Here is a 25,855-nt window from a genome sequence, read left to right as displayed (position 1 = left end):
AGCGCGGGCACCCCGGGCGTGGCCGAGGAGGCGGTGGCCGCCGCCGGCGGTGCCGCGAGCGCGGGCGCCCCGAGTGGCCCGCCCTCGTACCGGGTGCGGGCCGTGGGCGGGATTCCGGAGGTGCGGGCCGGGGACGATCTGGCGACGATCATCGCCGGGGCCGCGCCCGACCTCGTCGACGGGGACGTCCTGCTGGTCACCTCGAAGATCGTCTCCAAGGCGGAGGGGCGGATCGTGGAGGCGGCGGACCGGGAGGCGGCGATCGACGCCGAGACGGTTCGGGTGGTGGCCCGGCGCGGCACTCTGCGCATCGTCGAGAACCGGCAGGGCCTGGTCATGGCCGCCGCCGGGGTCGACGCCTCCAACACCCCCGCCGGGACCGTGCTGCTGCTGCCCAAGGACCCCGACGCCTCGGCCGAGGCGATACGGGCCGGGATCCGGGCCGCGCTCGGGGTCGAGGTGGGCGTCGTGGTGACGGACACCTTCGGGCGGCCGTGGCGGTCGGGGCTGACCGACGTGGCGATCGGCGCCGCGGGCGTGCGCGTCCTCGACGACCTGCGCGGCGGCAAGGACAGCCACGGCAACGAGCTGAGCGCGACCGTGGTCGCCAGCGCGGACGAGCTGGCCGCGGCCGGGGACCTGGTCAAGGGCAAGGCGGCCGGCTTCCCCGTGGCGGTGGTCAGCGGCCTCGGGCACCTGGTCTCGGCGGACGCCGGGGGCGGCGGCCGGGCGCTGGTGCGGAGCGCGGCCGACGACATGTTCCGCCTCGGCACCTCGGAGGCGATCCGTACGGCGATGACCCAGCGGCGTACGGTCCGGGCGTTCACCGACGACCCCGTCGACCCCGGCGCGGTGCGCCGCGCGGTGGAGGCGGCCGTCACGGCGCCGGCGCCGCACCACACCACGCCGTGGCGGTTCGTGCTGCTGGAGTCCGAGGAGTCGCGCACCCGGCTGCTGGACGCGATGCGGGACGCGTGGGTGGCGGATCTGCGGCGCGACGGCAAGTCGGAGGAGTTCATCGCCAAGCGGGTGCGCCGGGGCCAGGTACTGCGGGACGCGCCGTATCTGGTGGTGCCCTGCCTGGTGATGGACGGCTCGCACACGTACGGCGATGCGCGCCGGGACGCGGCCGAGCGCGAGATGTTCGTGGTCGCCACGGGCGCGGGCGTGCAGAACTTCCTGGTCACGCTGGCGGGCGAGCGGCTCGGCTCGGCGTGGGTGTCCTCGACGATGTTCTGCCGCGATGTCGTACGGGAGGTGCTCGATCTGCCGGACGACTGGGACCCGATGGGCGCGGTGGCGGTCGGACACGCGGCTCAGGCGCCTCGGGAGCGGGCGGGGAGGAGCGCGGACGCGTTCGTCGCGGTGCGCTGACTGTTCGTCGGGGTGCGCTTAGCGTTCGTTGGGGTGCGTGCGTTCGCTGGGGTGCGCTGTGTGTTCGTCGCGGTGCGCTGTGCGTTCGTCGCGGCGCTCAGCCCGGTGGCCGTTTCGCCGGGGTCTAGAGCGCCGCGATGTTGCCCGGGGTCATCCGGGGCGCGCGGCGCGGTGGGGTGTGGCCGCTGAGGAGGATCAGGCGGGTGGCGCGGTGGCGCTGGCCGGCGTACGGGGCGAGGAGCTCCAGCATCGCGGCGTCGTCCGCGGTGCGGTCGCCCGCCAGGGCGTACCCGACGATGCCCGGCAGGTGGTAGTCCCCGACGCTGACCAGGTCGGGGGCGCCCATCGCTCGCTGGAGGGTCTCGGCGCTGGTCCAGGGGCCGATGCCGGGGACCAGGTGCAGCCGGGCCGCGGCCGCCTCCTGGTCCATCGTGACGGCCTCCTCCAGACGGCGGGCCACGCGTACGGCGCGCAGGACCGTCGAGGAGCGTTTGGCGTCCACGCCCGCGCGGTGCCACTCCCAGGACGGGATCAGGGCCCAGGTCCTGATGTCGGGCATCACGTACATCCGGTCGGGGGCCGGACCCGGGGCGGGCTCGCCGAACTTGCGCACCAGGAGCCGCCAGGCGCGGTACGCCTCGTCCGTGGTGACCTTCTGCTCCAGGATCGAGGGGATCAGCGACTCCATGACCAGGCCGGTCCGGGTCAGTCGCAGGCCGGGGCGGCGGCGGGCGGACTCGGCGACGAGGCGGTGGCGGGGGGCGAAGCCGGCCGGGTCGTCGCCGTCTCCGAGCAGGCCCGGGAGGTGGTCGAGCAGCCACTCGGCGCCCGGGCCCCAGGCCTCGGCCTCCGCTCGGCCGCCGCGGACGGCGACGCGGAGGGTGCCGGGGCCGTCGGGGGTGCGGGAGGCTCGCCAGACCGATCCGTCGGGGGTGGTGCGGAAGGTGGGGTCTGCGGGGCCCCTTCTCAGGGGGCCGAGGACCAGGGCCAGGTCCAGGGGGCCGGGTGGGGTGTAGTGGCGGGTTCCCTCGCCTGTTCCCTCGCCTGTTCCCTCGCGGGGTGCGGTGGGGGTGGGGGTGGCTGTGGGTAGGGGGATGTGGCCGCCTCGCACGGTGGCGCGGGTGGGGGTGGGGTTCGGGGGGGTGAAGCGGCCTGCCACGGTGTTGAGACTACTTGGTGGGTTGGCCCCCACCCCGCCCCTTCCCGAAAGCCCTCTGGCGGGCGGCCGGGGGCTTCGCCCCGGGGGCCGGTCTTTCGTCTGCGGGCCGGTGGGGGCTGGTCGCGCAGTTCCCCGCGCCCCTTCTTATGCCCGGCCTTCGTCTGCGGGTCGTGGCCTCTTCTCGCGCAGTTCCCCGCGCCCCTGAAAACCCTCGTTCGTCTGCGGGTCGTGGCCTCCTCTCGCGCAGTTCCCCGCGCCCCTGAAAACCCTCGTTCGTCTGCGGGTCGTGGCCTCCTCTCGCGCAGTTCCCCGCGCCCCTGAAAACCCTCGCTCGTCTGCGGGTCGTGGACGCTCCTCGCGCAGTTCCCCGCGCCCCTCAAAACCCTCGCTCGTCTGCGGGCCGCAGACGAGCGAGGGGTTCCAGGACCCGCCTGGGCACTGGGGCGCAGCCCCGGCTCAGCCGCCCCACCCCACCCCCGGAGGGTTTAGGGAAGGGGTGGGGTGGGGCCTGGTTACTCGTCGGAGGAGAAGCGGAGCGCGGCCCCCGGGATGTTCGCCTCGCACCACACCCGTACCCCGTCCCGCAGCTCGTTGTCCGGGCCCACCACCGCCCCGTCGCCGATCACCGCCCCGGACAGCACACAGCGCGCCCCGACCACCGACCCCGCGCCGACCAGGGAGTCCGTGATCACCGCGCCGGGCTCGATCACCGCGTCCGCGAGGATCGTGGAGCCGGTGATGCGGGCGCCCGCGCCGATCACGGCGCGCTCGCCGACCACCGTGCCGCCGGTGAGCTTGGCGTCGGGGGCCACCGAGGCGCCCGGCAGGATCAGGCGGTCGCCGCAGCGGCCGGGGACCGCGGGGGACGGGGCCCTGCCCAGGACCAGGTCGGCCGAGCCCCGGACGAAGGCCTGCGGGGTGCCCAGGTCCAGCCAGTAGGTGGAGTCGACCATGCCCTGGAGGTGGGCCCCGGACGCCAGCAGGCCCGGGAACGTCTCGCGCTCGACCGACACCGGCCGGCCCGCCGGGATGGAGTCGATCACCGAGCGGCGGAACACGTACGCCCCGGCGTTGATCTGGTCGGTGACGATCTCCTCCGGCGTCTGCGGCTTCTCCAGGAACGCCTGGACCCGCCCGTCCGCGTCCGTGGGGACCAGGCCGAACGCCCGGGGGTCGGCCACCCGCGTCAGATGGAGGGAGACGTCCGCACCCGATGAGGAGTGCGTCCGGACCAGGGCGCCGATGTCCAGGCCCGTCAGGATGTCGCCGTTGAAGATCAGCACGGGGTCGTCCGGCCCCGAGCGCAGCTTCGACGCCACGTTCCTGATCGCGCCGCCGGTGCCCAGCGGCTCCACCTCCGTGACGTACTCCAGGTGCAGCCCGAGCTTCGAGCCGTCGCCGAAGTACGGCTCGAAGACCTCGGCCAGATAGGACGTCGCCAGCACGATGTGCTCCACGCCCGCCGCCCGCGCCCGGGCGAGCTGGTGGGTGAGGAACGGGACGCCCGCCGCCGGGATCATCGGCTTGGGCGTGTGCACCGTGAGCGGGCGCAGTCTGGTGCCCTTGCCGCCGACCAGGAGGATCGCTTCAGTCACCTGTCGTCTCTGCTTCCTGCTGGGGCCGGGCGGAATCGTTCGTTCAACTACGGCCGGCCAGTTTATGCAGACGGTTCGTGCCCGGTCGGTGCGCCCCCGCCGCTCCCCGCCCCGGTCAGCGCCGGCCCTGGAGCCGGGCCGACGACGACCGGGCCTTGCCGAGCTTCTTGTAGAGGCGCGTCCCCGGGCACTCGGTGGCGAAGCCGTCCCGGTGGCCGGAGATGGCGTTGAGTCTGACGCTTCGTCCCTTCCGGTAGAGATTCCCGCCGGCGGACGTGAGATGCGTGGTGCCCTTCGGATTCACCCCGTACAGACCGAGCTTCCAGGCCGTCAGCCGGGCGATCGCGTCGAGGGCGGCGGTGGACGGGTTGGTGGAGCTGTACGTTCCGATGACCGCGACGCCCATGGAGTTGGTGTTGAAACCGAGAGTGTGCGCCCCGAGGACCGGCTTGGCCACACCTCCCGCGCGGCCCTCGTAGATGTTGCCGCACTTGTCGACGGCGAAGTTGTAGCCGATGTCGCGCCAGCCGCTGCTGCGTACGTGGTAGCGGTAGATACTGCGCAGGACGGACGCCGCCTGCGAGCAGCGGTAGTTGTTGCCGGACGCCGTGTGGTGCACGAAGGCGGCCTTGACCCGGCCGGTGTACACGTACCCGGGCTCGCGCAGATGCTCGTCGGCGCCCCAGCCGTGGCGCGTGATGATGCGCGGACGCGGACCGATGTACGGGCGGGCGGCCAGCCCTTCCGACCCGGCTGCCAGCCCGTCCGCCCCCGCCGCCGGCCCCTCCGCCCCCGCCGTCCGCGGCAGCGCGCGCTCCTCGCGCCCCGGCGCATCCTCCCGCTCCGCCTCCTCCGCCGCGCCCACCCCGTCCGGGTCCGCGCCCGGGTCGACCAGGTCGATGTGCAGGCCCCGGGGCAGCGTGCCCGGTGTCGCCCGGCCCGCCCCGGACGCCTCCGGACGTACCCGCACCTGTACGCCGTCCGAATGGCCCACCCACAGCGGGGCGGTGGAGCCGTGCACGCGCGCGGCGTCGGACTCGGGGGTGCCGGGGTCGGGGGCGTGCTCCTGGTTGTGGGTGTCGACGTCCTGCCAGCCGGACCAGGCGCGGGAGCCGACGGCCCGGGTGCGCACCTGGACCGTGCCGTGGAGTTCGGCCCTGGCGTCGTCCCAGACCACGCCGAGCAGCGAGAACGGTTCGGTGCCGCGCTCCGGCAGCCCCTGGGCGCGGGCGGCGCCCAGCGTCCGGTCGGTCGCTCCCAGCGGGACCAGTGGCAGCGACTGGGTGGAACCCGCCAGTTCGGCGGCGGCGGAGGAGGAAGAAGAAGGCGCCGACGACAAGGAAGACGACGAGGAAGTGGACGCGGTGGCCGACGAAACGGCCGCGGCCTCGGCGGACACGGCGAGCGGCAGGGCGAGTGCGGTGGCGCACGCGACCGAGATCGAGGATGCAAGGAGTGCACGCATGTCGACGATGGTGGACATAAGCGTATAAATCTGTCCATCCCAGAAGCGGCCCGAAACTGACGGACCGTCGGCCGACCGGTGGACGCGGACGGTGCTCTCCCCGGGCGCGCCGCGCGCCCCCACCCGTAGGCTTGCCGCGTGAACGCCAGCGACCGCACCCCCGCCGACCTGCTGCGATCCGCGCTCGCCGCGGACCCGGCCCGCCCCCTGGTCACCTTCTACGACGACGCCACCGGCGAACGCGTGGAACTCTCGGTGGCCACCTTCGCCAATTGGGTGGCCAAGACCGCCAATCTGCTCCAGGGCGATCTCGCCGCCGAACCCGGCGACCGGCTCGCGCTGCTGCTGCCCGCGCACTGGCAGAGCGCCGTCTGGCTGCTCGCCTGCCACTCCGTCGGCGTGGTCGCCGAGGTCGGCGGCGACCCGGCGGGCGCGGACCTGGTGGTGGCCGGGCCGGACGCGCTGGAGGCGGCCCGCGCCTGCACCGGCGAGCGGGTGGCGCTCGCGCTGCGTCCGCTGGGCGGCCGCTTCCCGCAGCCGCCCGCCGGCTTCCAGGACTACGCGGTCGAGGTGCCGAGCCAGGGCGACCGGTTCGCGCCGTACGCCCCGGTCGACCCGGCCGGGGCCGCGCTCGTGGTGGACGGCGTCGAGCTGAGCGCCGCCGAGCTGGTGGAGCGCGCCCGCGCCGACGCCGCCGCCCTGGGCCTGGAGCCCGGCTCGCGGCTGCTCTCGGCGCTCCCGTACGACAGCTGGGAGGGGCTGGCGCGCGGGCTGTACGCGCCGCTGGCCTCCGGCGGCTCGGTGGTGCTCTGCCGCAACGCGGACCAACTGGCCGACGGCGGCCTCGAGAAGCGGATCGAGAGCGAGCGGGTCACCCACCGGGCGCTGTGACGGGTGCGGGCCGCCGGCATACCGCCGGGCGGCCCGCCCGCACGTCCACCGGGCAGGGCCGTCGCGACGGCCGTCCGATCGGCCTTCGGACAGCTGTCGTACGGATGTCGCGCGCACCCGGTACGACCATCGCCCCGGCGCCACCCTTGTGGCCCACAGCGGGCCGAGTCCCCGGGGTCCGGGGCCCAACTCCGGTGGATGATCGGCGGTACGCCACACAACCAAGCGCGCGCGACGACCGTCTACCGGGGTGCCCCGGCCGCATTCCGCGCGCCGCCGACCCGTGAAGGATGGACGCCGACGTGACCGACAGCCCGCCCCCCGAGCCCCACCACCGGGCCGAGGACGAGCCACGACCGGACACGCCGACCCCCGCGGAGCCGGACGCACCCGGGACGAGCACCCCCGCCGAGACCGAAGCCGAAGCCGAAGCCGAAGCCCGCGAGAGCACACCCGCCGGACCCGAAGCCGAAACCGAGGCCCGCGAGAGCACGCCCGCCGGACCCGAAACCGCAGCCGAACCCCACGAAAGCGCGCCCGCCGGACCCGACGTCTCCGACACCCCCGGCGCGCCTGAGCCCGGCAACCGCCGTCGCCACTGGCTGCGTTGGACCGCCCTCGGTGTCTCGTTCCTGGTGCTCGCCGCCGCCGGGACCGGCTGGTGGTTCTACAAGAAGCTCGACAACAACATCCGCACCGACACCACGGCCGCCGCCGAGCTGGAGCGCTACGAGAAGGAGCGCCCGCCGCCCGGCGCGGGCAACGCGCAGAACCTGCTGCTCATCGGCTCGGACTCGCGCGCGGGCAGCAACAGTGCCTACGGCCGCGACGACGGCGGCAGCCAGCGCTCGGACACCACGATCCTGCTGCACCTGGCGGCGGACGGGAAGTCGGCCACCGCCGTCTCGCTGCCGCGCGACCTGATGGCGGAGATCCCCGACTGCCTCAAGCCGGACGGCACCCGCACCCGGGCCCAACTGGCCCAGTTCAACTGGGCGTTCGAGTTCGGCGGCGCCGCCTGCACCATCCGTACGGTGGAGAAGCTGACCGGGATCCGGGTCGACCACCACATGGTCGTCGACTTCAGCGGCTTCAAGGACATGGTGGACGCGGTCGACGGCGTCGAGGTCTGCCTCAAGGAGCCGGTGGACGACCGGCAGGCGCATCTGAAGCTCCCCGCGGGCCGCCAGACGCTCCGCGGCGAGCAGGCGCTGGGGTTCGTCCGCGCCCGGCACGGCTTCGGCGACGGCAGCGACACCGAGCGCATGGACCGCCAGCAGCAGTTCCTCGGCTCGCTGGTGCGCAAGGTGCAGAGCAACGGCGTGCTGCTCAACCCGACCCGGCTCTACCCGGTGCTCGACGCGATGACCAAGTCGCTCACCACCGACCCGGGGCTGAACTCGCTGCGCGACCTGTACGACCTGGTGCGCGGGATGCGGGGCATCCCGACCGAGCAGGTGCAGTTCCTGACCGTGCCGCGCCGGCCGTACGTCAACGACACCGACCGTGACGAGCTGGTCCAGCCGGCCGCCCGGCTGCTGTTCCAGCAGCTCAGGGACGACCGGCCGCTCCAGGTGACCTCGGGCGGGGCCGCGGCGAAGGAGAAGGGGGACGGGAGTGCGCCCACGGGGACGCCCGAGAAGGCGGGCGACTCCGCGTCGGACGACAAGCCCGACGACCCCGTTTCGCCGAGCCCGGCGCCGACGTACCAGGGTTCGAATGCGGCGGTGACCATGTGCGGGTAAAGCGCGTGCCAACGGAGAACAGGGCGAGATGCGGATTGGGCGGATTGCCCGGTTGTAAGGGGCGTGGAATTTGTCACGGCCGTCGCTCTTCGCTCAACTGGGCAGATAGTGTGACGCGACCCGGTGCTTGTGGCCCCCGAGGCCACGCATCGCAGGATCGAATGACTGAGCGCTTTGGGGGAAGTGACTCGAGTGGCACCGACGGAGGACTAAGGCAACCGTGGATGCGCAGAGCCGTGGGCGGGCAGAGGAAGTCGACCCGGCAGACCAGTGGGTACTCAACCCGCAGACGGGCAATTACGAATTGCGACTGAATCCCTCCGGACCGCAGTCGTCCCCGTCGGCAGGCACTCCCCCGCGCAGAACCACCGCCCCCGGCAGAGGCGGCCCCGGCCGCCGCGACGTCCCCGGTCAGCGTGACAACCGCCGCTCCGGCGGCGACCAGGACGGGCCGCCCACCGCGGCGGGCCGGCGCAAGCGCAAGCCCAAGGCGTCCCGCAAGAAGAAGGTCCTGATGTGGACGGGCGGTGTGCTGGGGTTCGTCCTCGTCGCGGGCTCGACCGGCGCGTATCTGCTCTACCAGCACTTCAACAACAACCTGAACACCGTGGACGTCGGTGACGCCGGCAGCAAGCACGCCACCTCCGACGGCCCGGTGAACATCCTGATCATCGGTACGGACAAGCGCACCGGCAAGGGCAACGAGGGGTACGGCGACAAGGGCAGCGAGGGCCACGCCGACACCAACATCCTCTTCCACGTCTCCAAGGACCGCTCCAACGCGACCGCCCTGTCCATCCCGCGCGACCTGGTCACCAACATCCCCGAGTGCCCGACCAAGCAGAAGGACGGCACCGTCAAGACGGTGCGGTCCGAGGCGAACGTGCGCTTCAACACCAGCCTGGGCCAGGACGGCCGCGACCCGGGCTGCACGATGCGGACGGTCAAGGAGCTCACCGGGCTGAGCGTCGACCACTTCATGATGGCCGACTTCAACGCGGTCAAGGAGCTGTCGACGGCGGTCGGCGGGGTCAAGGTGTGCCTGGCCAAGCCGGTGAACGACCCCAAGTCGCACCTCAAGCTGCCGGCCGGGGTCTCCAAGATCAAGGGCGAGCAGGCCCTGGCGTTCGTACGGACCCGGCACAGCTTCGGCAACGAGAGCGACCTCGACCGGATCAAGCAGCAGCAGCAGTTCCTGAGTTCGATGATGCGGCAGATGAAGTCCGACTCGACGCTCACCAGCCCCACCAAGATCTACGGGCTGGCGAACGCGGCGACCAAGGCGCTCACCGTCGACTCGGGGATAGGGTCGATCAAGAAGCTGACCAGCCTCGCGCAGGACCTCAGCAAGGTCGATCTCAAGAACGTCACCTTCACGACCGTTCCGGTCATCGACAATCCCGCTGACGGCAAGGTGCACAAGACCGTGGTCATCGACCCGGTCAAGGCGCCGCAGGTGTTCAGCATGATGCGCTCCGACGTGTCGTTCACCGAGGTGAAGAAGAAGGAGAGCGAGGCCAAGGACGCCCAGGCGGCGCTCCTCAAGGGCACCCGCGCCCAGGCGTCCGCCGTGCGCGTCCAGGTGCTCAACGGCGGCGCGGTGGCGGGCTCCGCCTCCCAGACGCTGCTGTGGCTCCAGAACAGCAAGGGCGTGCTGAAGTCGGACAACGGCGGCAACGCCCCGGCGAAGCTCAAGGCCACCACGCTGGCCTACGCGCCCAACCAGGCGGACCAGGCGCGTAAGCTCGCCGATCTGATGGGTCTGCCCGCGACGGCGCTCAAGCCGGGGACCCAGGACGCGGTGGGCAAGACGCCGATGGTGCTGACCCTCGGCGCGGACTTCAAGGGCGCAGGCATTCCGATCACCGCACCGGCCAAGGCGCCCGAGGGCATCCAGAAGGTCGAAGCGGACAAGTCGGTGTGCGCCAAGTGACACCCGTGCGTACGCAACTGATGCGTACGCGACCGGCGTGTGCCAAGTGACAACAGGTCTCCGGCCCCCACGGGGCGCGGAGACCACCTGAGACAGGGGGTATTGGGGTGGGGCAGAACAGCGTGCGCGGGGAGGGAACGCGGCCGCGGCGCGTCCAAGGCGCCGATCAGCTCGGCTGGGACGAGTCTCTCTACACCGAGGAGGGGGGCGGCGACCGGCCGCCCGCGCAGCGCTCGTCCGGCGACGGGCCGGGCGACGGCAAGGGCACGCCCGAGAAGGCCACGGCCGGCGAGGGCTCCGGGCACCGCCGGGGCGGTCCGCGCAAACGGGTGAAGAAGAAGGGCAAGAGACGGGTGCTGCGCTGGGTCGCCTCGACGCTCGCCCTGCTCATACTCGGCACGGCCGGCGCCGGTTATCTCTACTACGAGCACCTCAACGGCAACATCCGCAAGGGCGACCGCAGCGCGGGCGGCTCCAACGCCAAGAAGTCCGCGGCCAACGCCGACGGCCAGACCCCGCTGAACGTCCTGCTGATCGGCTCCGACGACCGCAACAACCCCGCGAACCTCAAGCTCGGCGGCTCCAAGGACAGCGTCGGCAGCCCGCCGCTGGCCGACGTACAGATGCTGATGCACGTCTCCGCGGACCGCAAGAGCGCCTCGGTGGTCTCCATTCCGCGCGACACCCGCGTCGACATCCCCTCCTGTGTGGACCCGAAGACCAAGAAGACGATGCCGGCCACCAACACCCTCATCAACGAGGCGCTGGGGCGGGGCGGCGCGGGCTGTGTCCTGGACACCTGGGAGAAGCTCACCGGTGTCTACATCGACCACTGGATGATGGTCGACTTCGCGGGCGTGGTGGCGATGGCGGACGCGGTCGGCGGCGCCGACGTGTGCGTCAAGCAGAACGTGTACGACGGACCCAAGCCCAAGGTGCCGGGCGGCTCGCATCTGCGGCTCACCGCGGGCACGCACAAGGTCAAGGGCGAGCAGGCGCTCCAGTGGCTGCGCACCCGGCACGCCTTCGAGAGCGACCTGGGCCGGTCCAAGGCCCAGCACATGTACCTCAACTCGGTGATGCGCGAGCTGAAGAAGCAGAATGCTTTCACCAACACCGGGCGCATCATGAACCTGGCCGAGACGGCCACCAAGTCGCTCCAGGTCTCCCGGGAGCTCGGCACGGTCAAGAAGCTCTACGACCTCGGCATGGAGCTCAAGAGCGTGCCGATGGAGCGGATGAACATGCTGACCATGCCGCGGATCCAGGACTACAAGAACAAGGACCATGTGCTGCCGGCGCCCGGCGCGGCCGAGGCGCTGTGGTCGCTGCTGCGCGAGGACAAGCCGCTCGACAAGAAGGACGAGGCCCCGGCGAAGCAGGAGAGCAAGGGCCCGGCGGCCACCCCGGCCGGCTCGCTCGCACTGTCCGTCGTCAACGGCACCGGCGCGGGCGGCGCCGCGCCCACCCAGAAGCGGGCGACCACGGTCGCCGACACCCTGAAGAACAAGGGCTTCTACAAGGCGAAGGCCTCCGACGTCCGTGGCTCGGCCGCGGTCACCACGCTCACGTACCCCAAGAGCGCGGGCGCGCAGGGCAAGGCCGACGCGCTGTCGGTGGCGACCGCGATGGAGCTGCCGTCCAGCGCGGTGAAGGTGTCGGCCGACGTCTCCACGCTGACCCTCACGGTCGGCGCCGACTGGCGCACCGGCGCCACGTACCCGAAGAAGGCCGCGGAGGACAGCGACCCGCTGAAGGGCACGGAGAACATCAACGGCGCCAACAAGTCGGACTGCATGGACATCTACTGGCCGTACCGCTTCTAGCCGGCTTCTGGTCGGCTTCTGGTCGGCTTCTGGTCGGCGCGTACGCGAAAGGGGGCGCCCGGTGCTGTGAAGCACCGGGCGCCCCCTTTCGTACGAGTCGTACGAGGCGGTGTCAGACCTTGACCGCCGGGCGGCGGCTCGCGATGACCTTCTTGGCGAGCGCCTTCGGGCTGGTCAGGAAGCCGTAGCCCCAGGACATGTGCATGGTGGCGAGGGCGACGGGGATCTGCAGGCGGGCCTTGAGCGGCAGCCCCCGGCCCGCCGGGAGCGAGCCCGCCACGATCGCGGCGAGGTAACCGGCCGGGATCACGAAGCCCAGCGGGGTGAGCACGGCGCCCACCACGACGCCCGCCGCGATCGCGCAGACGGCGGTCGGCGGGGCGAGGTAGCGCAGGTTGATGGAGCCCTCGTGGTAGCGGGCGACGACATGGCGCCAGCGGCCGTAGTCCTTGTACTGCTTGGCCAGGGCGCGCACGCTGGGGCGCGGGCGGTACTGGACCTTCAGCTCGGGCGAGAACCAGATGAGGCCGCCCGCCTCGCGGATGCGGAAGTTCAGCTCCCAGTCCTGGGCGCGGATGAACTCCTCGTTGTAGCCGCCCTGTTGCTCCAGCGCCTCGCGCCGGAAGACGCCCAGGTACACCGTCTCGGCGGGGCCGGCCGCGCCGCCGGTGTGGAAGGCCGCGTTGCCGACGCCGATCTTCGACGTCATGGCGGCGGCGACGGCGTCCTCCCAGGCGTTCTCGCCCTCGGCGTGCATGATGCCGCCGACGTTCTGCGCGCCGGTCTCGCCCAGCAGGCGGACGGCGGTGGCGATGTAGTTCGGGGAGAGCATGCCGTGGCCGTCGACCCGTACCACGATCGGGTGGCGGGAGGCCTTGATGGCCGCGTTCAGGGCCGCCGGCGTACGCCCGGTGGGGTTGGGCACGGTGTGGACCCGCGCTCGTTCGTTGGCGGCGGTCTCGCGTACCAGCTCGGCGGCGATCTCGTTCGTGCGGTCCGTGGACGGGCCGAGCGCGATCACCACCTCCATCTCGCCCTCGTACTCCTGTTCCAGGATGTGGCGGACCGAGTTGCGCAGATGCCGCTCCTCATTGAGGACCGGCATGATCACGGAGACAGCGGGGTGCGTGGCGTTCATCGTGGGTCACGTTACCGCGAACGGGGGACAGCGTTGCGCGCGGCCGGGGCGGCGCCGGTTGTCGCAGATCGTATGGGCTTACGGTGCTCACTATCCCCCTTTCGCCCGCGGAGGTCCCCGTGCCCACGCCGCCCCCCTCCCGCTCCCCCCGTACCGACCGGCCCCGCACCAGACAGCAGGACGAGCGGCCCCGCTGGGGCATGCGGATGGCGACGACCCTCTCGGTCCTCGTGCTGGGTGCGGGCGGGGTGGGGCACGCCGTGGTGACCAGTCTGGACAGCGGGATCGGACGGGTCGACCCGTTCAAGGACATGAAGAACCGGCCGCAGGGCGGGAACGGCACCAACATCCTGCTGGTGGGCACGGACGGCCGGGACAGGATCACCCCGGAGGAGAAGGAGAAGTACCGCCTGGGCGGGGCGCCCTGCCACTGCACCGACACGATGATGATCGTGCACGTCTCGGCGGACCGGAGCCGGGCGAGCGTGGTGAGCATCCCGCGCGACAGCTACGCGGAGATCCCCGAGCACACCGACCAGAACACCGGGGCGCACCACAACCAGCACCCCGTGAAGATCAACGCGGCGTACGCGGAGGGCGGGCCCGCGCTGACGGTGCGCACGGTGGAGCACATGACCGGCCTCAAGATGGACCACTATCTGGAGGTCGACTTCACCAGCTTCATGAAGACCGTGGACGTGCTGGGCGGGGTGCAGATCTGCACCGCCCGGCCGATGCGGGACTCCTACACCGGCCTCGACCTCCCGGCGGGCACGCACAACCTCGACGGGGGGCAGGCGCTCCAGTACGTACGCTCCCGGCACACCGACGGGTCGGCGGACCTGGGCCGGATGCAGCGCCAGCAGAAGTTCATGGCGGCGCTGATCCACCGGGCCACCGGGTCGGGGGTGCTGATGAACCCGGTGCGCTTCCGGGAGGTCGCCTCGACGCTGCTTTCCTCGGTCCGGGCGGACCAGGGCTTCGGCGCGGAGGAGATCCTCTCGCTGGGGCGCACGATGCGGAACTTCGCCCCGGCGTCGTCGGAGTTCGCGACCGTGCCGATCGGGCAGATGGGCTTCCCGGTGAAGGGGATCGGCTCGACGCTGAAGTGGGACCCGGTGAAGTCGCGCAAGCTCTTCGCGGAGCTGCGCGAGGACCGGCCGCTGGCGCGGCCCAAGGGGCAGGACGGCAAGGGCCGGCTGCCGGGCGCGACGGTGGAGGTGGCGCCGGAGCGGATCCGGGTCCAGGTCTACAACGGCACCCGCCAGGACGGCCTCGGGCGCCGGGTCGACGACGCCCTGCGCGCGACGGGCTTTCGCACCACGGGCAACCCGATGGCGGGCGGCACGGCCGACCTCCACCGCACGCTGGTCGAGTACGACCCGCGCTGGGACCGCTCGGCCCGCTCCCTGGCCACGGCCCTGCCCGGCAGCGAACTGCGCCCGGTCAAGGGCCTGGGCCCGGTCCTGAAGGTCACGGCGGGAACCGACTTCACGGAGGTGCGCAGGGTCCGGGCGGAGGCGACGGGGGCGGGCGAGTTCGACACGGTCACGGGCGACCAGTCGCTGTGCCCGTAGCGCCCGTGGCGCCCGGAGGGCGGCTCGGGCCGGGGCCTAGGGCCTGTCCGATGGGTCCGGTCGGCTTCGGTCCCGGGGGCCTTTTCGGTGCTGGTGAGCGGGGGTTTGGTGCGTGCAGCTGCAAGGCGGAGGAGGGCGTCGACGCGTGGGGGCCCCTCCCTGCTCGAGCGGAGCCGAGAGCTTGGGGGAGTCGGCAACCGACGACAACGCCGCTGGGGGTCCCCCCTGGCCCTTAAGGCCTTGGGGGAGGGCGTGCCAAACCCCCGCGTGCCGACCGGACCCATCGGACAGACCCTAGTCGTCCAGGCCCTCCGCCGCCCGCTTCTCCCTGAGTTCCAGGATGGCGCGGCGGCGGGCGAGGCGGTGGGTGCGGCGGATCTGGGCCTCCTGGTAGCGCCGCTCGTCCCGCTCCGTCTCCGGCAGCACCGGCGGCACCGCGCGCGGCTTCCCGTCCGAGTCGACCGCCGCGAAGACCAGATACGCCGAGCCGACCTGCTGCGCCGGGGTGGACTCGTTCCACCGCTCGGCCAGCACCCGGACCCCGACCTCCATGGAGGACCGGCCGGTCCAGTTGACCTGGGCCTTCACATGGACGAGGTCGCCGACCCGCACCGGCATCAGGAACGCCATCTCGTCCATGGACGCCGTGACCGCCGGGCCCCCGGAGTGGCGTCCGGCGACCGCCCCCGCCGCGTCGTCCACCAGCTTCATGATCACGCCGCCGTGCACCGTACCCAGCAGGTTGGTGTCATGGGCGGTCATGATGTGGCTCAGGGTGGTGCGGGACGCCGAGGTCGGCTTGCCCGCGAGATCGCCCGGGAGATCAGTCATACCGCCCAGCTTATGCGCGGCCGGGCGTGTCCTCATTGCGCGGACATTGCATCAGCTGTGCAACAGCACGGGCCCAGATCCCCACCCACCCTGTCAGACACGCGGGGGACCCGTGCATGCTTGACGGCATGAACGACGGATGGTCCGACGACGACCGCGGCGAGCGCTACGGCCGCGGCAGCTCCGCCGCGCAGCCGGACGGCCCGCGCGTGATGCGCCATGTGCAGCGCCCCGTGGGCTCCGCCCCCGTGCGCCCGCAGCGCCCGGTCCCGCCGCAGCAGCCCTCGTACGACGACGGCGGCGGCTACGGGCAGCAGCAGTACGGCAACGGTGTGCCCGCACCCGGTGCGTACGACAGCGGCTACAGCGACGGCCAGGTGTACGGCACCCCGTCCGGGCGCGGCCCCGGCGGGCCCGGCGGCCGCGGTCCGGGTGGACCGGGCGGCGGCCCGGGCGCGGCCGGCGCCCCCGCCAGGCCCCGGCCGAACTGGCGGCGCCGCATCATGATCGGCTCGCTGGTCCTGGTGGTCACCGTGGTCGGCGTCGGTGTCGGCACCTACTTCTGGGCCGACGGCAAGGTGCGCCGCGAGGTGGACCTGTCCAAGGTCATCGACCGCCCCGGCGACGGCAAGGGCACCAACTACCTGATCGTCGGTTCGGACTCCCGCGACGGGCTGTCCAAGGACGAGAAGAAGAAGCTGCACACCGGCTCCGCCGAGGGCAAGCGGACCGACTCGATGATGATCCTGCACACCGGTGACAACGGGAACACGATGATCTCGCTGCCGCGCGACTCATGGGTGCAGATCCCCAGCTTCAAGGGCTCCCAGTCCGGCAAGCTGTTCCCGGCCAAGGGCCACAACAAGCTGAACGCGGCGTACGCGATGGACGGCCCCGAGCTGCTGGTGCGCACCATCGAGGCCAACACCGGGCTGCACATCGACCACTACGCCGAGATCGGCTTCGCGGGCTTCGCGGACATCGTGGACGCGGTCGGCGGTGTGGAGATCGACATCCCGCAGGACATCAAGGACAAGGACTCGGGCGCCGACTTCAAGAAGGGCAAGCAGACCCTCGACGGCCAGCAGGCCCTGGCCTTCGTCCGCAACCGCCACGGCTATGCGGCGGGCGACCTGGAGCGCACCAAGAACCAGCAGCGCTTCCTGTCCGCCCTGGCCAGCCAGACGGCCACCCCGACGACCGTGCTCAACCCGTTCAAGCTCTACCCGGTGATGGGCGCGGGCCTGGACACGCTGATCGTCGACAAGGACATGAGCCTGTTCGACCTGGCGGACATGTTCTGGGCGATGAAGGGCGTCACCAGCGGCGGCGGCACCTCGATGAACATGCCGATCTCCGGCAACGGCCCGCAGACGTCCCTGGTCTGGGACAGCTCGAAGGTCAAGCAGCTGGTGAACGAGCTGAACAACGACCAGAAGGTCACGGTGACGGCGTCCCGGTGAGCCCGGTCCCGTAACGCGACAAGACTCACAGAGAAAACACAGCGGTCTGCACAACTGCCCGCCCTTGCCCCGCTTTGCCCGCCCAACAGGCGGGTTGGGCGGGGTTTTTGGCGTGAAGAAAGCACTACTGCGGCCCTTGTTCCGGTCATACGATCACCGGCGTTCGTACGTTCTCCCGTACTCCGAAGGGCTGTAGTGAACATTCGCCGTGCACTGGCGACGGCCGTCGCCGCCGCTGTGACCGCTCCCGTCGTGATCCTCTCGGCTGGACCCGCGCTCGCCGACGCCAAGCCGGCCGCGCAGACCCAGCAGAAGCCGACGATCGCGGAGCTGGAGAAGGCCGCCGCGGCCGCGAAGAAGGCGTACGAGGACGCGCTCGCCACCGAGAAGACCGCCCGCGAGGCGGTGGCCGCGGCGACCTCCGACACCGCGCCCCTGCATGTGAAGGCCAAGGCGGCCGACAAGGAGGCGGGCACCGCGACGGCCGCGAGGACCGTCGCCGACAAGGCCGTCTCGGACGCCCAGTTCATCCTCGACAAGCTGCCCGCCGATGCGACGGCCGCGGACCGGGCCGCCGCCGAGAAGGTGCTCGCGGACGCCAAGAAGGACGCCGAGACGGCGGCCGGGGTCGAGAAGACCGCCGTCGAGAAGGCCAAGGCCGCCCTCAAGGAGGCGCAGGACGCCGAGGTCGCCGCCTTCAAGGCGCTGTACAGGGCGACCGAGGCCACCAAGACCGCGCTCGCGGCGAAGGAGGCGGCCGACAAGGCGCTCGCCGACGCCAAGAAGGCGGCCGCGGAACCCACTTGCGAGCCCGGCAGCCTGCTCGTCAGCACGGTCCTCACCGGTCTGCCGTCGCAGATCGCTGCCGGCACCAGCACCGACTTCTCGCTGCGGATCACCAACGGCACGGACAAGGCCATCGCCAGGCTGCGGCCGTTCACCTACGTCTGGGCCGCCGACAAGAGCCACCACAAGGTCTCCGCCGGTCTGCTGCACCTCCAGTGGTCCACCGACAGGTCGGGCGGCTGGAAGGACGTCGACAGCCTGCACCGCGCGGGCGTGGTCGAGAACCTGGCGGCCGGTGCGCACACCGACGTGAAGCTGCGGCTGAAGCTCGACGCCAAGACCCCGGCGGGCCAGGGCTTCGCCTTCGTGGCGGCCCTGAACGGGGAGAAGCCCTGCGACGGCTCGGAGCCGCCGATGGACAAGTACCCGTTCGAGATCCTCGCCGCCGGCGCCAAGCCCGGCACGGGCAAGGCGCGGACCACGGACACCAAGCCGCTGGGCGGCACGTCCACCACTGCGGTGAACACCACGTCCTCCGGCCAGCTCGCCGCCACCGGCTCCTCCTCCGCCACCCCGAAGCTCGCCCTGGCGGGCGGCGCGGCGCTGGTGGTGGGCGCGGGAGCGGTCATGGCGGCGCGCCGCCGCCGCACGGACGGCTGAACACCACCCCCGTAGTACGCCTCGGGCCCGTATCCGTCACACACGGATACGGGCCCGACCGGCTTGCGGCTAGGGCAGGTTGCGCGCCATCACGATGCGCTGGACCTGGTTGGTGCCCTCGTAGATCTGGGTGATCTTGGCGTCGCGCATCATGCGCTCGACCGGGTAGTCGCGGGTGTAGCCGTAGCCGCCGAGGAGCTGGACGGCGTCCGTGGTGGCCTCCATGGCGACGTCCGAGGCGAAGCACTTCGCCGCCGCGCCCAGGTAGGTCAGGTCCGCGTCGCCGCGCTCCGAGGCCGCCGCGGCCTGGTACGTGAGCGCGCGGGCCGCGGAGATCTTCATCGCCATGTCGGCGAGCATGAACTGGATGCCCTGGAAGTCGGCGATCGGCTTGCCGAACTGCTTGCGCTCCTTGACGTAGCCCTTGGCGTAGTCGAGGGCGCCCTGGGCGATGCCGAGCGCCTGGGCCGCGATGGTGATGCGGGTGTGGTCCAGGGTCTTCATGGCGGTGGCGAAGCCGGTGCCCTCCGCGCCGATCATGCGGTCGGCGGGGATGCGGACGTTGTCGAGGTAGACCTCGCGCGTCGGGGAGCCCTTGATGCCGAGCTTCTTCTCCGGGGCGCCGAAGGAGACGCCCTCGTCGGACTTCTCCACGACGAACGCGGAGATGCCCTTGCTGCGCTTCTCCGGGTCGGTGACGGCCATCACCGTGTAGTAGTCCGAGACGCCCGCGTTGGTGATCCAGCGCTTGACGCCGTTGAGGACCCAGAAGTCGCCGTCGCGGACCGCGCGGGTCTTCATGCCCGCCGCGTCGGAGCCCGCGTCCGGCTCCGAGAGGCAGTACGAGAACATCGCGTCGCCCTTGGCCAGCGGGCCCAGGTACTTCTTCTTCAGCTCCTCGGAGCCGGAGAGGATCACCGGGAGCGAGCCGAGCTTGTTCACGGCCGGGATCAGGGAGGAGGACGCGCAGACGCGGGCCACCTCCTCGATCACGATGACGGTGGCGAGCGCGTCGGCGCCGGCGCCGCCGTACTCCTCGGGGACGTGCACGGCGTGCAGGTCATTGGCGACCAGGGCGTCCAGCGCCTCCTGCGGGAAGCGGGCCTCCTCGTCGACCTCGGCCGCGAACGGCGCGATCTTCGCCTCGGAGAGCGAGCGGATCGCGTCGCGGAGCATGTCGTGTTCTTCGGACGGGCGGTACAGGTCGAAATCAGCCGTTCCGGCCAAGGTGACTCACTCCCCAAGGGCGCTAACTACCGTTAAGTAACCTTAATTTTAGTGGGGTGTACGCCCCGGGGCATACGTGAGCTTGACGACAGGCGGCGAAGGCTCTTGATCAAGGCGGATCACGGGCGGCGCGGGGCCCCGACTATGCTCGGGCAGCGCCCTCAAGCCCGTACCTCCCAGGAGCACCGCATGGCCCTCAAGATCACTGTGATCGGCACCGGATACCTCGGGGCCACCCACGCCGCGGCCATGGCGGAGCTGGGGTTCGAGGTGCTGGGCCTCGACGTCGTCCCCGAGAAGATCGAGATGCTGGCGCAGGGGCGCGTGCCGATGTACGAGCCGGGCCTGGAGGACCTGCTGCGCCGGCACGTCGCCGGGATCGAGGGCTCCAGCGGGCGGCTGCGCTTCACCACCTCCTGGGAGGATGTCGGCGCCTTCGGCGATGTGCACTTCGTCTGCGTGAACACCCCGCAGAAGCACGGCGAGTACGCCTGCGACATGTCGTACGTCGACGCCGCCTTCGCCTCGCTCGCCCCGCATCTGCGCGAGGGCGCGCTGGTGGTCGGGAAGTCGACCGTGCCGGTCGGGTCCGCGGCGCGGCTCGCGGCGGGGCTGCCCGAGGGCGTGCAGCTGGCCTGGAACCCCGAGTTCCTGCGCGAGGGCTTCGCCGTGGACGACACCCTGCACCCCGACCGGATCGTGGTCGGCGTGGAGAGCGAGCGGGCCGAGAAGCTGCTGCGCGAGGTGTACGCGACGCCGGTCGGCGAGGGCTCCCCCTTCGTGGTGACCGACTTCCCCACCGCCGAGCTGGTGAAGACCTCCGCGAACTCCTTCCTGGCCACCAAGATCTCGTTCATCAACGCCATGGCCGAGGTGTGCGAGGCCGCCGACGGTGACGTGGTGAAGCTGGCGGAGGCGATCGGCCACGACGAGCGCATCGGGAAGAAGTTCCTGCGGGCCGGGATCGGCTTCGGCGGCGGCTGTCTGCCCAAGGACATCCGCGCCTTCATGGCCCGGGCCGGTGAGCTCGGCGCCGACCAGGCGCTGACCTTCCTGCGCGAGATCGACTCCATCAACATGCGCCGCCGCGGCCAGATGGTCGAGATGGCGCGGGAGGCGCTGGGCGGCGGTTCCTTCCTCGGCAAGCGGGTCGCCGTGCTCGGCGCCACCTTCAAGCCGGACTCCGACGACGTACGCGACTCGCCCGCCCTCAACGTGGCCGGGCAGATCCACCTCCAGGGCGGCCAGGTCACCGTCTACGACCCCAAGGGCATGGACAACGCCCGCCGCCTCTTCCCCACGCTGGGTTACGCGGACACCGCGCTGGACGCGGTCCGGGGCGCGGACGTGGTGCTGCACCTCACCGAGTGGCGCGAGTTCCGCGAGCTGGACCCGGCGGCGCTGGGCGAGGTGGCCGGGGCGCGGATCGTCCTGGACGGGCGCAACGCGCTGGACGCGGTGAAGTGGCGCGAGGCGGGCTGGACGTTCCGGGCGATGGGCCGCCCCCGGGCGTAGCCCGTCCCTACCGGGGAGCCCCTGCCGGGGAGTCCCTACCGGGGGTCCAGGTCCTCGATGGTGGCGGTGGAGGGCCCCCGGCGGGGCTGGGCGGCGCGGGCCGCGAAGTCGACGTCACGGATCACCCGGGCGAGGTTGCCCCAGGTCAGAGCGGCGAGATCGGTGTCGTCCCAGCCTCGGTCGATCAGCTCGGCGAGCAGTACGGGATAGCAGGAGGCATCCTCCAGGCCCACGGTCCTCGGGGCGCCCGGCGCCAGGCCGTACCCGCCCGACAGGCCGAGGTGCTCCGGCCCGACGACCTCGCGCAGATGCTCGATGTGGTCGGCGACGTCCTGCGTACAGGCGGGCCGCCCGGCGCGGGCGACCTGCGCCGGGGCGAAGCTCACCAGACAGACGCCGCCGTTCTCCGGCAGCCCCTCGGCCAGCTCGTCGGTGAGGTTGAGCGGGTGGTCGGTGAGGGCGCGGGCGGCCGAGCGCGTGAGGACCAGTGGCGCCTTGGCCGCGCCGAGGGTCTGGCGGGCGGTCTCCGGGGCGGCTCCGGACAGGTCGATGACCATGCCGAGCCGGTTGAGCTCGCGCACCACCTCCTGCCCGAAGCGGGTCAGTCCCGCGCGGGTCCAGCTGGCGGTGGCGGTGAGGGCGACGGCGCGTACGCCGAGGGCGTGGTACGCCCGTACCGTGCCCAGCGAGTCGCCCAGGGCGTGGGCGGCGACGGGGCCGAAGAGCGAGGCGACCCGGCCGTGGTTGCGCGCGTCGGCGAGGTCCCCCACGGCCAGGGCGAGCCGCAGCCCCTCCGGGCAGGCGTCGACGAGCGTACGGAGCCGGTCGACGCGCTCCAGGGTGGCGCTGACGGGGTCCGGGCAGTCGGCGGGCACCATCAGCGACCAGAACTGCGCTCCCACGCCGCCGTGCCGCAGCCGGGGGATGTCGGTGTCGAGCGAACTCTCGCCGAGCTCGACGTCGTGCCACGGGGTGTTCACGAGGACCTGGGCGAGGGTGTTGTAGCCGTCGGCGACGGGGTGGGTGCGCAGGAGGGCGTGGATGCGGGCGCGCACCTCGGGGTCGAGGGTGTCGAGGGGGGCGTCGGGCTCTTGGCCCGGGCGCTTGCGGGGGGTGGCGGGGTGGTCCGGGGCGGGGTGGTCCGGTGCGGGGCGGTCCGGCGCGGGGCGGTCCGGCGCGGGGCGGTCCGGTGCGCCTATGCCGGCGGTGGCGTCGGCTTCGTCCTGCAGATCTGCCATGACAGCCTCCCGGTTCGGCGTTGGCGACGGCGCGTACGTCCACCCTCACACGGGGCCGCCGTGTGGTCGCGGCGGCTGTGCCGTTCGGGTTGCCCGGGGTTCGTCTGCGGGTGAGTGGTGGGTTGCTCGCGCAGTTCCCCGCGCCCCTGGGTAGTACGGCGGCTCGGGCCGTTCCCTGCGGGCCAGGAAGCCCTCTTTCGTCTGCGGGCCGGTGGTCGGCTGATCGCGCAGTTCCCCGCGCCCCTAAAAGCCTGTGGCTGAGCTGAGCACTCCGACTGCCGCCAACCCCCTAGGGGCGCGGGGAACTGCGCAAGCAACCGGCAACGACCCGCAGACGAACGAGGGTCTCAGGGGCGCGGGGAACTGCGCGAGCAGCCACCCACCGGTCCGCAGGTGGACGGCGGGGTCCGGGGGCGTGGCCCCCGGCTTACCCGCCCCGCCGCGGCGGGGGCCTACCCGTCCAGGGACTGGAGCGTGGACAGCGACGGGCCCCGGTGGGCGCGGGCATCGCGCCCCACGGCCTCCGCATCCCGCAGCACCCGCACCGCGTTCCCCCACGTCAGCTTCGCCACGTCCGGCTCCGACCAGCCCCGGCTCAGCAGCTCCGCGATCAGGTTCGGGTAGCCGGCCACGTCGTCCAGGCCGGACGGGGTGAACGCCGTACCGTCGAAGTCCCCGCCGATCCCGACGTGGTCGATCCCGGCGACCGCCCGCATGTGGTCGAGGTGGTCGGCGACCGTGACGACGGTCGCGACCGGACGCGGGTGCGCCGCCTCGAAGGCCGCGTGCAGCGCCATCGCCTCCGGCGAGGTGTCCAGCGCGTGCAGCCCGTGCGCCCGCAGGTTCTCGTCCGCCGCCGCCGTCCACTCCACCGCCGCGGGCAGGATGAACTTCGGTACGAAGGTCACCATGGCCACTCCCCCGTTGCCGGGCAGGAGCGACAGCACGTCGTCCGGCACGTTGCGCGGGTGGTCGCACACCGCCCGCGCCGAGGAGTGCGAGAAGATCACCGGCGCCTCGGACGTGGACAGCGCGTCCCGCATCGTCGTCGCCGCCACGTGCGAGAGGTCGACCAGCATGCCGAGCCGGTTCATCTCGCGGACCACCTCGTGGCCGAAGGGCGAAAGGCCGCCCACCCCGGGCGCGTCCGTCGCCGAGTCCGCCCACGGGAGGTTGTCGTTGTGCGTCAGCGTCATGTAGCGGACGCCCAGCGCGTACAACGCCCGCAGCGTGGCGAGGGAGTTGTTGATGGAGTGGCCGCCCTCCGCGCCCTTGAGCGAGGCGATACGGCCGGCCGCCCGGGCCTTCTCCATGTCGTCCGCCGTGAGCGCCCCGGCCAGCTCCCCGGGATAGCGCGCGATGAGCTGGTCGACGCAGTCGATCTGCTCCAGGGTGGCGCTAACCGCCTCGTCGCCCGCCATGTCGGTCCGTACGTACACCGACCAGAACTGGGCCCCGACCCCGCCGGCCCGCAGCCGGGGGATGTCGGTGTGCAGATGCCCGCTCTGGTCCCGGCCCACGTCACGGCGGTCGAGGTCGTAGCCGACCTGGTTGCGCAGCGCCCAGGGCAGGTCGTTGTGACCGTCGACGACGGGGTGCTGGGCCAGCAGCGTACGGGCCCGGGCGAGGTGGTCCACCGTGCTCACTTTCCGAAGCCGAAGGACGCCGAGGTCTCCACCTTGGCGCGCAGCCGCCTGCCCTTCTCGGTCGCCTGGTCGTTCAGCTCCTGCTGGAACTCCCGCATCCGCGCGAGGAGTTCGCCGTCGTGGGCGGCCAGCATACGGGCGGCCAGCAGACCCGCGTTGCGCGCCCCGCCCACCGACACCGTCGCCACCGGCACCCCGGCCGGCATCTGCACGATGGACAGCAGCGAGTCCATGCCGTCCAGGTACTTCAGGGGGACGGGGACGCCGATCACCGGGAGCGGGGTGACGGAAGCGAGCATGCCGGGCAGGTGGGCGGCGCCGCCCGCGCCCGCGATGATCGCCTTCAGCCCGCGGTCCGCCGCCTGCTCGCCGTAGGCGATCATCTCGTGCGGCATCCGGTGCGCGGAGACCACGTCGACCTCGTACGCGATCTCGAACTCGTGCAGCGCCTGGGCGGCGGCCTCCATGACCGGCCAGTCGGAGTCCGAGCCCATGACGATGCCGACGAGGGGAGAGGTGGTGCTCATTCGGTGATCGTTCCTCTGAGGTAGTCCGCCGCGTGACGGGCGCGCTCGCGTACGTCCGCGAGGTCGTCGCCGTAGGTGTTGACGTGGCCGACCTTACGGCCGGGCTTCACGTCCTTGCCGTACATATGGATCTTGAGCTGGGGGTCGCGGGCCATGCAGTGCAGATACGCGTAGTACATGTCGGGGTAGTCGCCGCCGAGCACGTTGCACATGACCGTCCACGTCGACCTCGGGCGCGGGTCGCCCAGCGGAAGGTCGAGCACGGCGCGGACGTGGTTGGCGAACTGCGAGGTGATCGCGCCGTCCTGGGTCCAGTGGCCGGAGTTGTGCGGGCGCATGGCCAGCTCGTTGACGAGGATCCGCCCGTCGCGGGTCTCGAAGAGCTCGACCGCGAGGTGGCCGACCACACCGAGCTCGTCCGCGATGCGCAGGGCCAGCTGCTGGGCCTCGCCCGCCAGCTCCTCGCCGAGGTCGGGCGCGGGGGCGATCACCGTGTCGCAGACGCCGTCGACCTGGACCGACTCGACGACCGGGTAGGCCACGGCCTGACCGTGCGGGGAGCGCACCACGTTGGCCGCGAGCTCGCGGGTGAAGTCGACCTTCTCCTCGGCGAGCACGTCCACGCCCGCCTTGAAGGCGTCCGCCGCGTCCGCCTCGGAGCGCACGAACCACACGCCCTTGCCGTCGTAGCCGCCGCGCACGGTCTTGAGGATGACGGGGTAGCCCTCGCCCTCCGCCGCGAACCGCGACACGTCGGCCGGGTCCGCCACCAGCCGGTGGCGGGGGCAGGGCGCGCCGATCGCGTCCAGCCTGGCGCGCATCACCCCCTTGTCCTGGGCGTGCACCAACGCGTCGGGCCCCGGCCGGACGGGAATGCCGTCCGCCTCCAGGGCCCGCAGGTGCTCGGTGGGTACGTGCTCGTGATCGAAGGTGATCACGTCACAGCCGCGCGCGAAGGCACGCAGCGTGTCCAGGTCGCGATAGTCGCCGATGACGACCTCGCTCACCACCTGGGCCGCCGAGTCCTGGGGGGTGTCACTGAGCAGCTTGAATCTGATGCCGAGGGGGATGCCCGCCTCGTGGGTCATACGGGCGAGCTGACCGCCGCCGACCATGCCGACTACCGGGAACGTCACACCCCCAGGGTATCCGCCGCCTCCAGGGGCCCCGGAAGGAGCCGGTCCACCCGCGCCGGGGCGGGCCCCGCGTGGCCGGGATGTGCGGGCGTCCACGAGCAATGCCCTGGGGCGCTGGTTAGC

Annotated in this window: 19 protein-coding genes; 9 read left to right on the top strand and 10 right to left on the bottom strand. The window is 72.1% G+C overall.

Features of this window, described 5'->3' with window-relative positions; all coding sequences use genetic code 11:
* The first annotated feature begins 33 nt into the window (after positions 1-33).
* Complete coding sequence (locus ABD236_RS32000; protein ID WP_344080103.1) at positions 34-1,374, top strand: coenzyme F420-0:L-glutamate ligase; 1,341 nt, start codon at positions 34-36, stop codon at positions 1,372-1,374.
* Positions 1,375-1,498: 124 nt separating this feature from the next.
* Here the strand turns inward: ABD236_RS32000 and ABD236_RS31995 are convergent, their stop codons facing one another.
* The 3 genes from ABD236_RS31995 to ABD236_RS31985 form a co-directional block, all read right to left on the bottom strand.
* Positions 1,499-2,533, bottom strand: a complete 1,035-nt coding sequence (locus ABD236_RS31995) for a DNA-3-methyladenine glycosylase family protein (protein ID WP_344080085.1) — start codon at positions 2,531-2,533, stop codon at positions 1,499-1,501.
* 512 nt (positions 2,534-3,045) lie between these two features.
* Positions 3,046-4,128 (bottom strand): mannose-1-phosphate guanylyltransferase, encoded by a 1,083-nt coding sequence (gene manB / locus ABD236_RS31990; RefSeq protein ID WP_344080082.1) that lies wholly within the window; start codon positions 4,126-4,128, stop codon positions 3,046-3,048.
* Between the two features lie 115 nt (positions 4,129-4,243).
* On the bottom strand, positions 4,244-5,593 hold the full coding sequence (locus tag ABD236_RS31985) for a peptidoglycan recognition protein family protein (protein ID WP_344080079.1): 1,350 nt from the start codon (positions 5,591-5,593) through the stop codon (positions 4,244-4,246).
* Positions 5,594-5,731: 138 nt separating this feature from the next.
* Between ABD236_RS31985 and ABD236_RS31980 the strand changes: the two genes are divergently transcribed.
* The 4 genes from ABD236_RS31980 (at position 5,732) to ABD236_RS31965 (ending at position 11,988) form a co-directional block, all read left to right on the top strand.
* Positions 5,732-6,484 (top strand): TIGR03089 family protein, encoded by a 753-nt coding sequence (locus ABD236_RS31980; RefSeq protein ID WP_344080076.1) that lies wholly within the window; start codon positions 5,732-5,734, stop codon positions 6,482-6,484.
* Between the two features lie 290 nt (positions 6,485-6,774).
* Positions 6,775-8,229 carry an LCP family protein gene (locus ABD236_RS31975; protein WP_344080073.1) on the top strand — a complete coding sequence of 485 codons (1,455 nt, stop codon included), beginning with the start codon at positions 6,775-6,777 and terminating at the stop codon, positions 8,227-8,229.
* Between the two features lie 220 nt (positions 8,230-8,449).
* Positions 8,450-10,162, top strand: a complete 1,713-nt coding sequence (locus ABD236_RS31970; RefSeq protein ID WP_344080070.1) for an LCP family protein — start codon at positions 8,450-8,452, stop codon at positions 10,160-10,162.
* A gap of 107 nt (positions 10,163-10,269) precedes the next feature.
* Positions 10,270-11,988, top strand: coding sequence for an LCP family protein (locus ABD236_RS31965; protein ID WP_344080067.1), 1,719 nt, complete (start codon positions 10,270-10,272; stop codon positions 11,986-11,988).
* A gap of 112 nt (positions 11,989-12,100) precedes the next feature.
* Here the strand turns inward: ABD236_RS31965 and ABD236_RS31960 are convergent, their stop codons facing one another.
* A complete protein-coding gene (locus tag ABD236_RS31960) occupies positions 12,101-13,126 on the bottom strand; it encodes a glycosyltransferase family 2 protein (protein WP_344080064.1) in 1,026 nt (341 codons plus the stop codon).
* A gap of 83 nt (positions 13,127-13,209) precedes the next feature.
* Between ABD236_RS31960 and ABD236_RS31955 the strand changes: the two genes are divergently transcribed.
* Positions 13,210-14,703, top strand: a complete 1,494-nt coding sequence (locus ABD236_RS31955; RefSeq protein ID WP_486387792.1) for an LCP family protein — start codon at positions 13,210-13,212, stop codon at positions 14,701-14,703.
* Between the two features lie 294 nt (positions 14,704-14,997).
* Here ABD236_RS31955 and ABD236_RS31950 read toward each other — a convergent pair whose 3' ends face one another.
* Positions 14,998-15,534, bottom strand: coding sequence for an acyl-CoA thioesterase (locus ABD236_RS31950; RefSeq protein ID WP_344080061.1), 537 nt, complete (start codon positions 15,532-15,534; stop codon positions 14,998-15,000).
* Positions 15,535-15,662: 128 nt separating this feature from the next.
* Between ABD236_RS31950 and ABD236_RS31945 the strand changes: the two genes are divergently transcribed.
* A complete protein-coding gene (locus ABD236_RS31945) occupies positions 15,663-16,997 on the top strand; it encodes an LCP family protein (protein WP_344080058.1) in 1,335 nt (444 codons plus the stop codon).
* A 195-nt stretch (positions 16,998-17,192) separates the two neighbouring features.
* A complete protein-coding gene (locus tag ABD236_RS31940; RefSeq protein ID WP_344080056.1) occupies positions 17,193-18,443 on the top strand; it encodes an LAETG motif-containing sortase-dependent surface protein in 1,251 nt (416 codons plus the stop codon).
* A 69-nt stretch (positions 18,444-18,512) separates the two neighbouring features.
* Here ABD236_RS31940 and ABD236_RS31935 read toward each other — a convergent pair whose 3' ends face one another.
* Positions 18,513-19,670, bottom strand: a complete 1,158-nt coding sequence (locus tag ABD236_RS31935; RefSeq protein WP_344080054.1) for an acyl-CoA dehydrogenase — start codon at positions 19,668-19,670, stop codon at positions 18,513-18,515.
* 189 nt (positions 19,671-19,859) lie between these two features.
* Between ABD236_RS31935 and ABD236_RS31930 the strand changes: the two genes are divergently transcribed.
* On the top strand, positions 19,860-21,185 hold the full coding sequence (locus tag ABD236_RS31930; protein WP_344080050.1) for a UDP-glucose dehydrogenase family protein: 1,326 nt from the start codon (positions 19,860-19,862) through the stop codon (positions 21,183-21,185).
* A 35-nt stretch (positions 21,186-21,220) separates the two neighbouring features.
* Here ABD236_RS31930 and ABD236_RS31925 read toward each other — a convergent pair whose 3' ends face one another.
* The 4 genes from ABD236_RS31925 to ABD236_RS31910 all read right to left on the bottom strand — a co-directional run bounded on the left by ABD236_RS31925 (position 21,221) and on the right by ABD236_RS31910 (position 25,732).
* On the bottom strand, positions 21,221-22,423 hold the full coding sequence (locus ABD236_RS31925; protein ID WP_344080048.1) for a dipeptidase: 1,203 nt from the start codon (positions 22,421-22,423) through the stop codon (positions 21,221-21,223).
* A gap of 452 nt (positions 22,424-22,875) precedes the next feature.
* A complete protein-coding gene (locus ABD236_RS31920) occupies positions 22,876-24,060 on the bottom strand; it encodes a dipeptidase (protein ID WP_344080097.1) in 1,185 nt (394 codons plus the stop codon).
* 5 nt (positions 24,061-24,065) lie between these two features.
* Positions 24,066-24,596: a 5-(carboxyamino)imidazole ribonucleotide mutase gene (gene purE, locus ABD236_RS31915; protein ID WP_344080045.1), complete on the bottom strand. Its 531-nt coding sequence runs from the start codon at positions 24,594-24,596 to the stop codon at positions 24,066-24,068.
* Positions 24,593-25,732, bottom strand: a complete 1,140-nt coding sequence (locus tag ABD236_RS31910) for a 5-(carboxyamino)imidazole ribonucleotide synthase (RefSeq protein ID WP_344080042.1) — start codon at positions 25,730-25,732, stop codon at positions 24,593-24,595. Before ABD236_RS31910 ends, purE begins: the two co-directional genes overlap by 4 nt.
* Positions 25,733-25,855 lie beyond the last annotated feature (123 nt).

The sequence above is a fragment of the Streptomyces crystallinus genome (genome assembly GCF_039521265.1).
Lineage (GTDB): Bacteria > Actinomycetota > Actinomycetes > Streptomycetales > Streptomycetaceae > Streptomyces > Streptomyces crystallinus.
The sequence above is the reverse complement of the archived record's forward strand: the minus strand, read 5'-3'. Positions and strand labels throughout refer to the sequence as shown.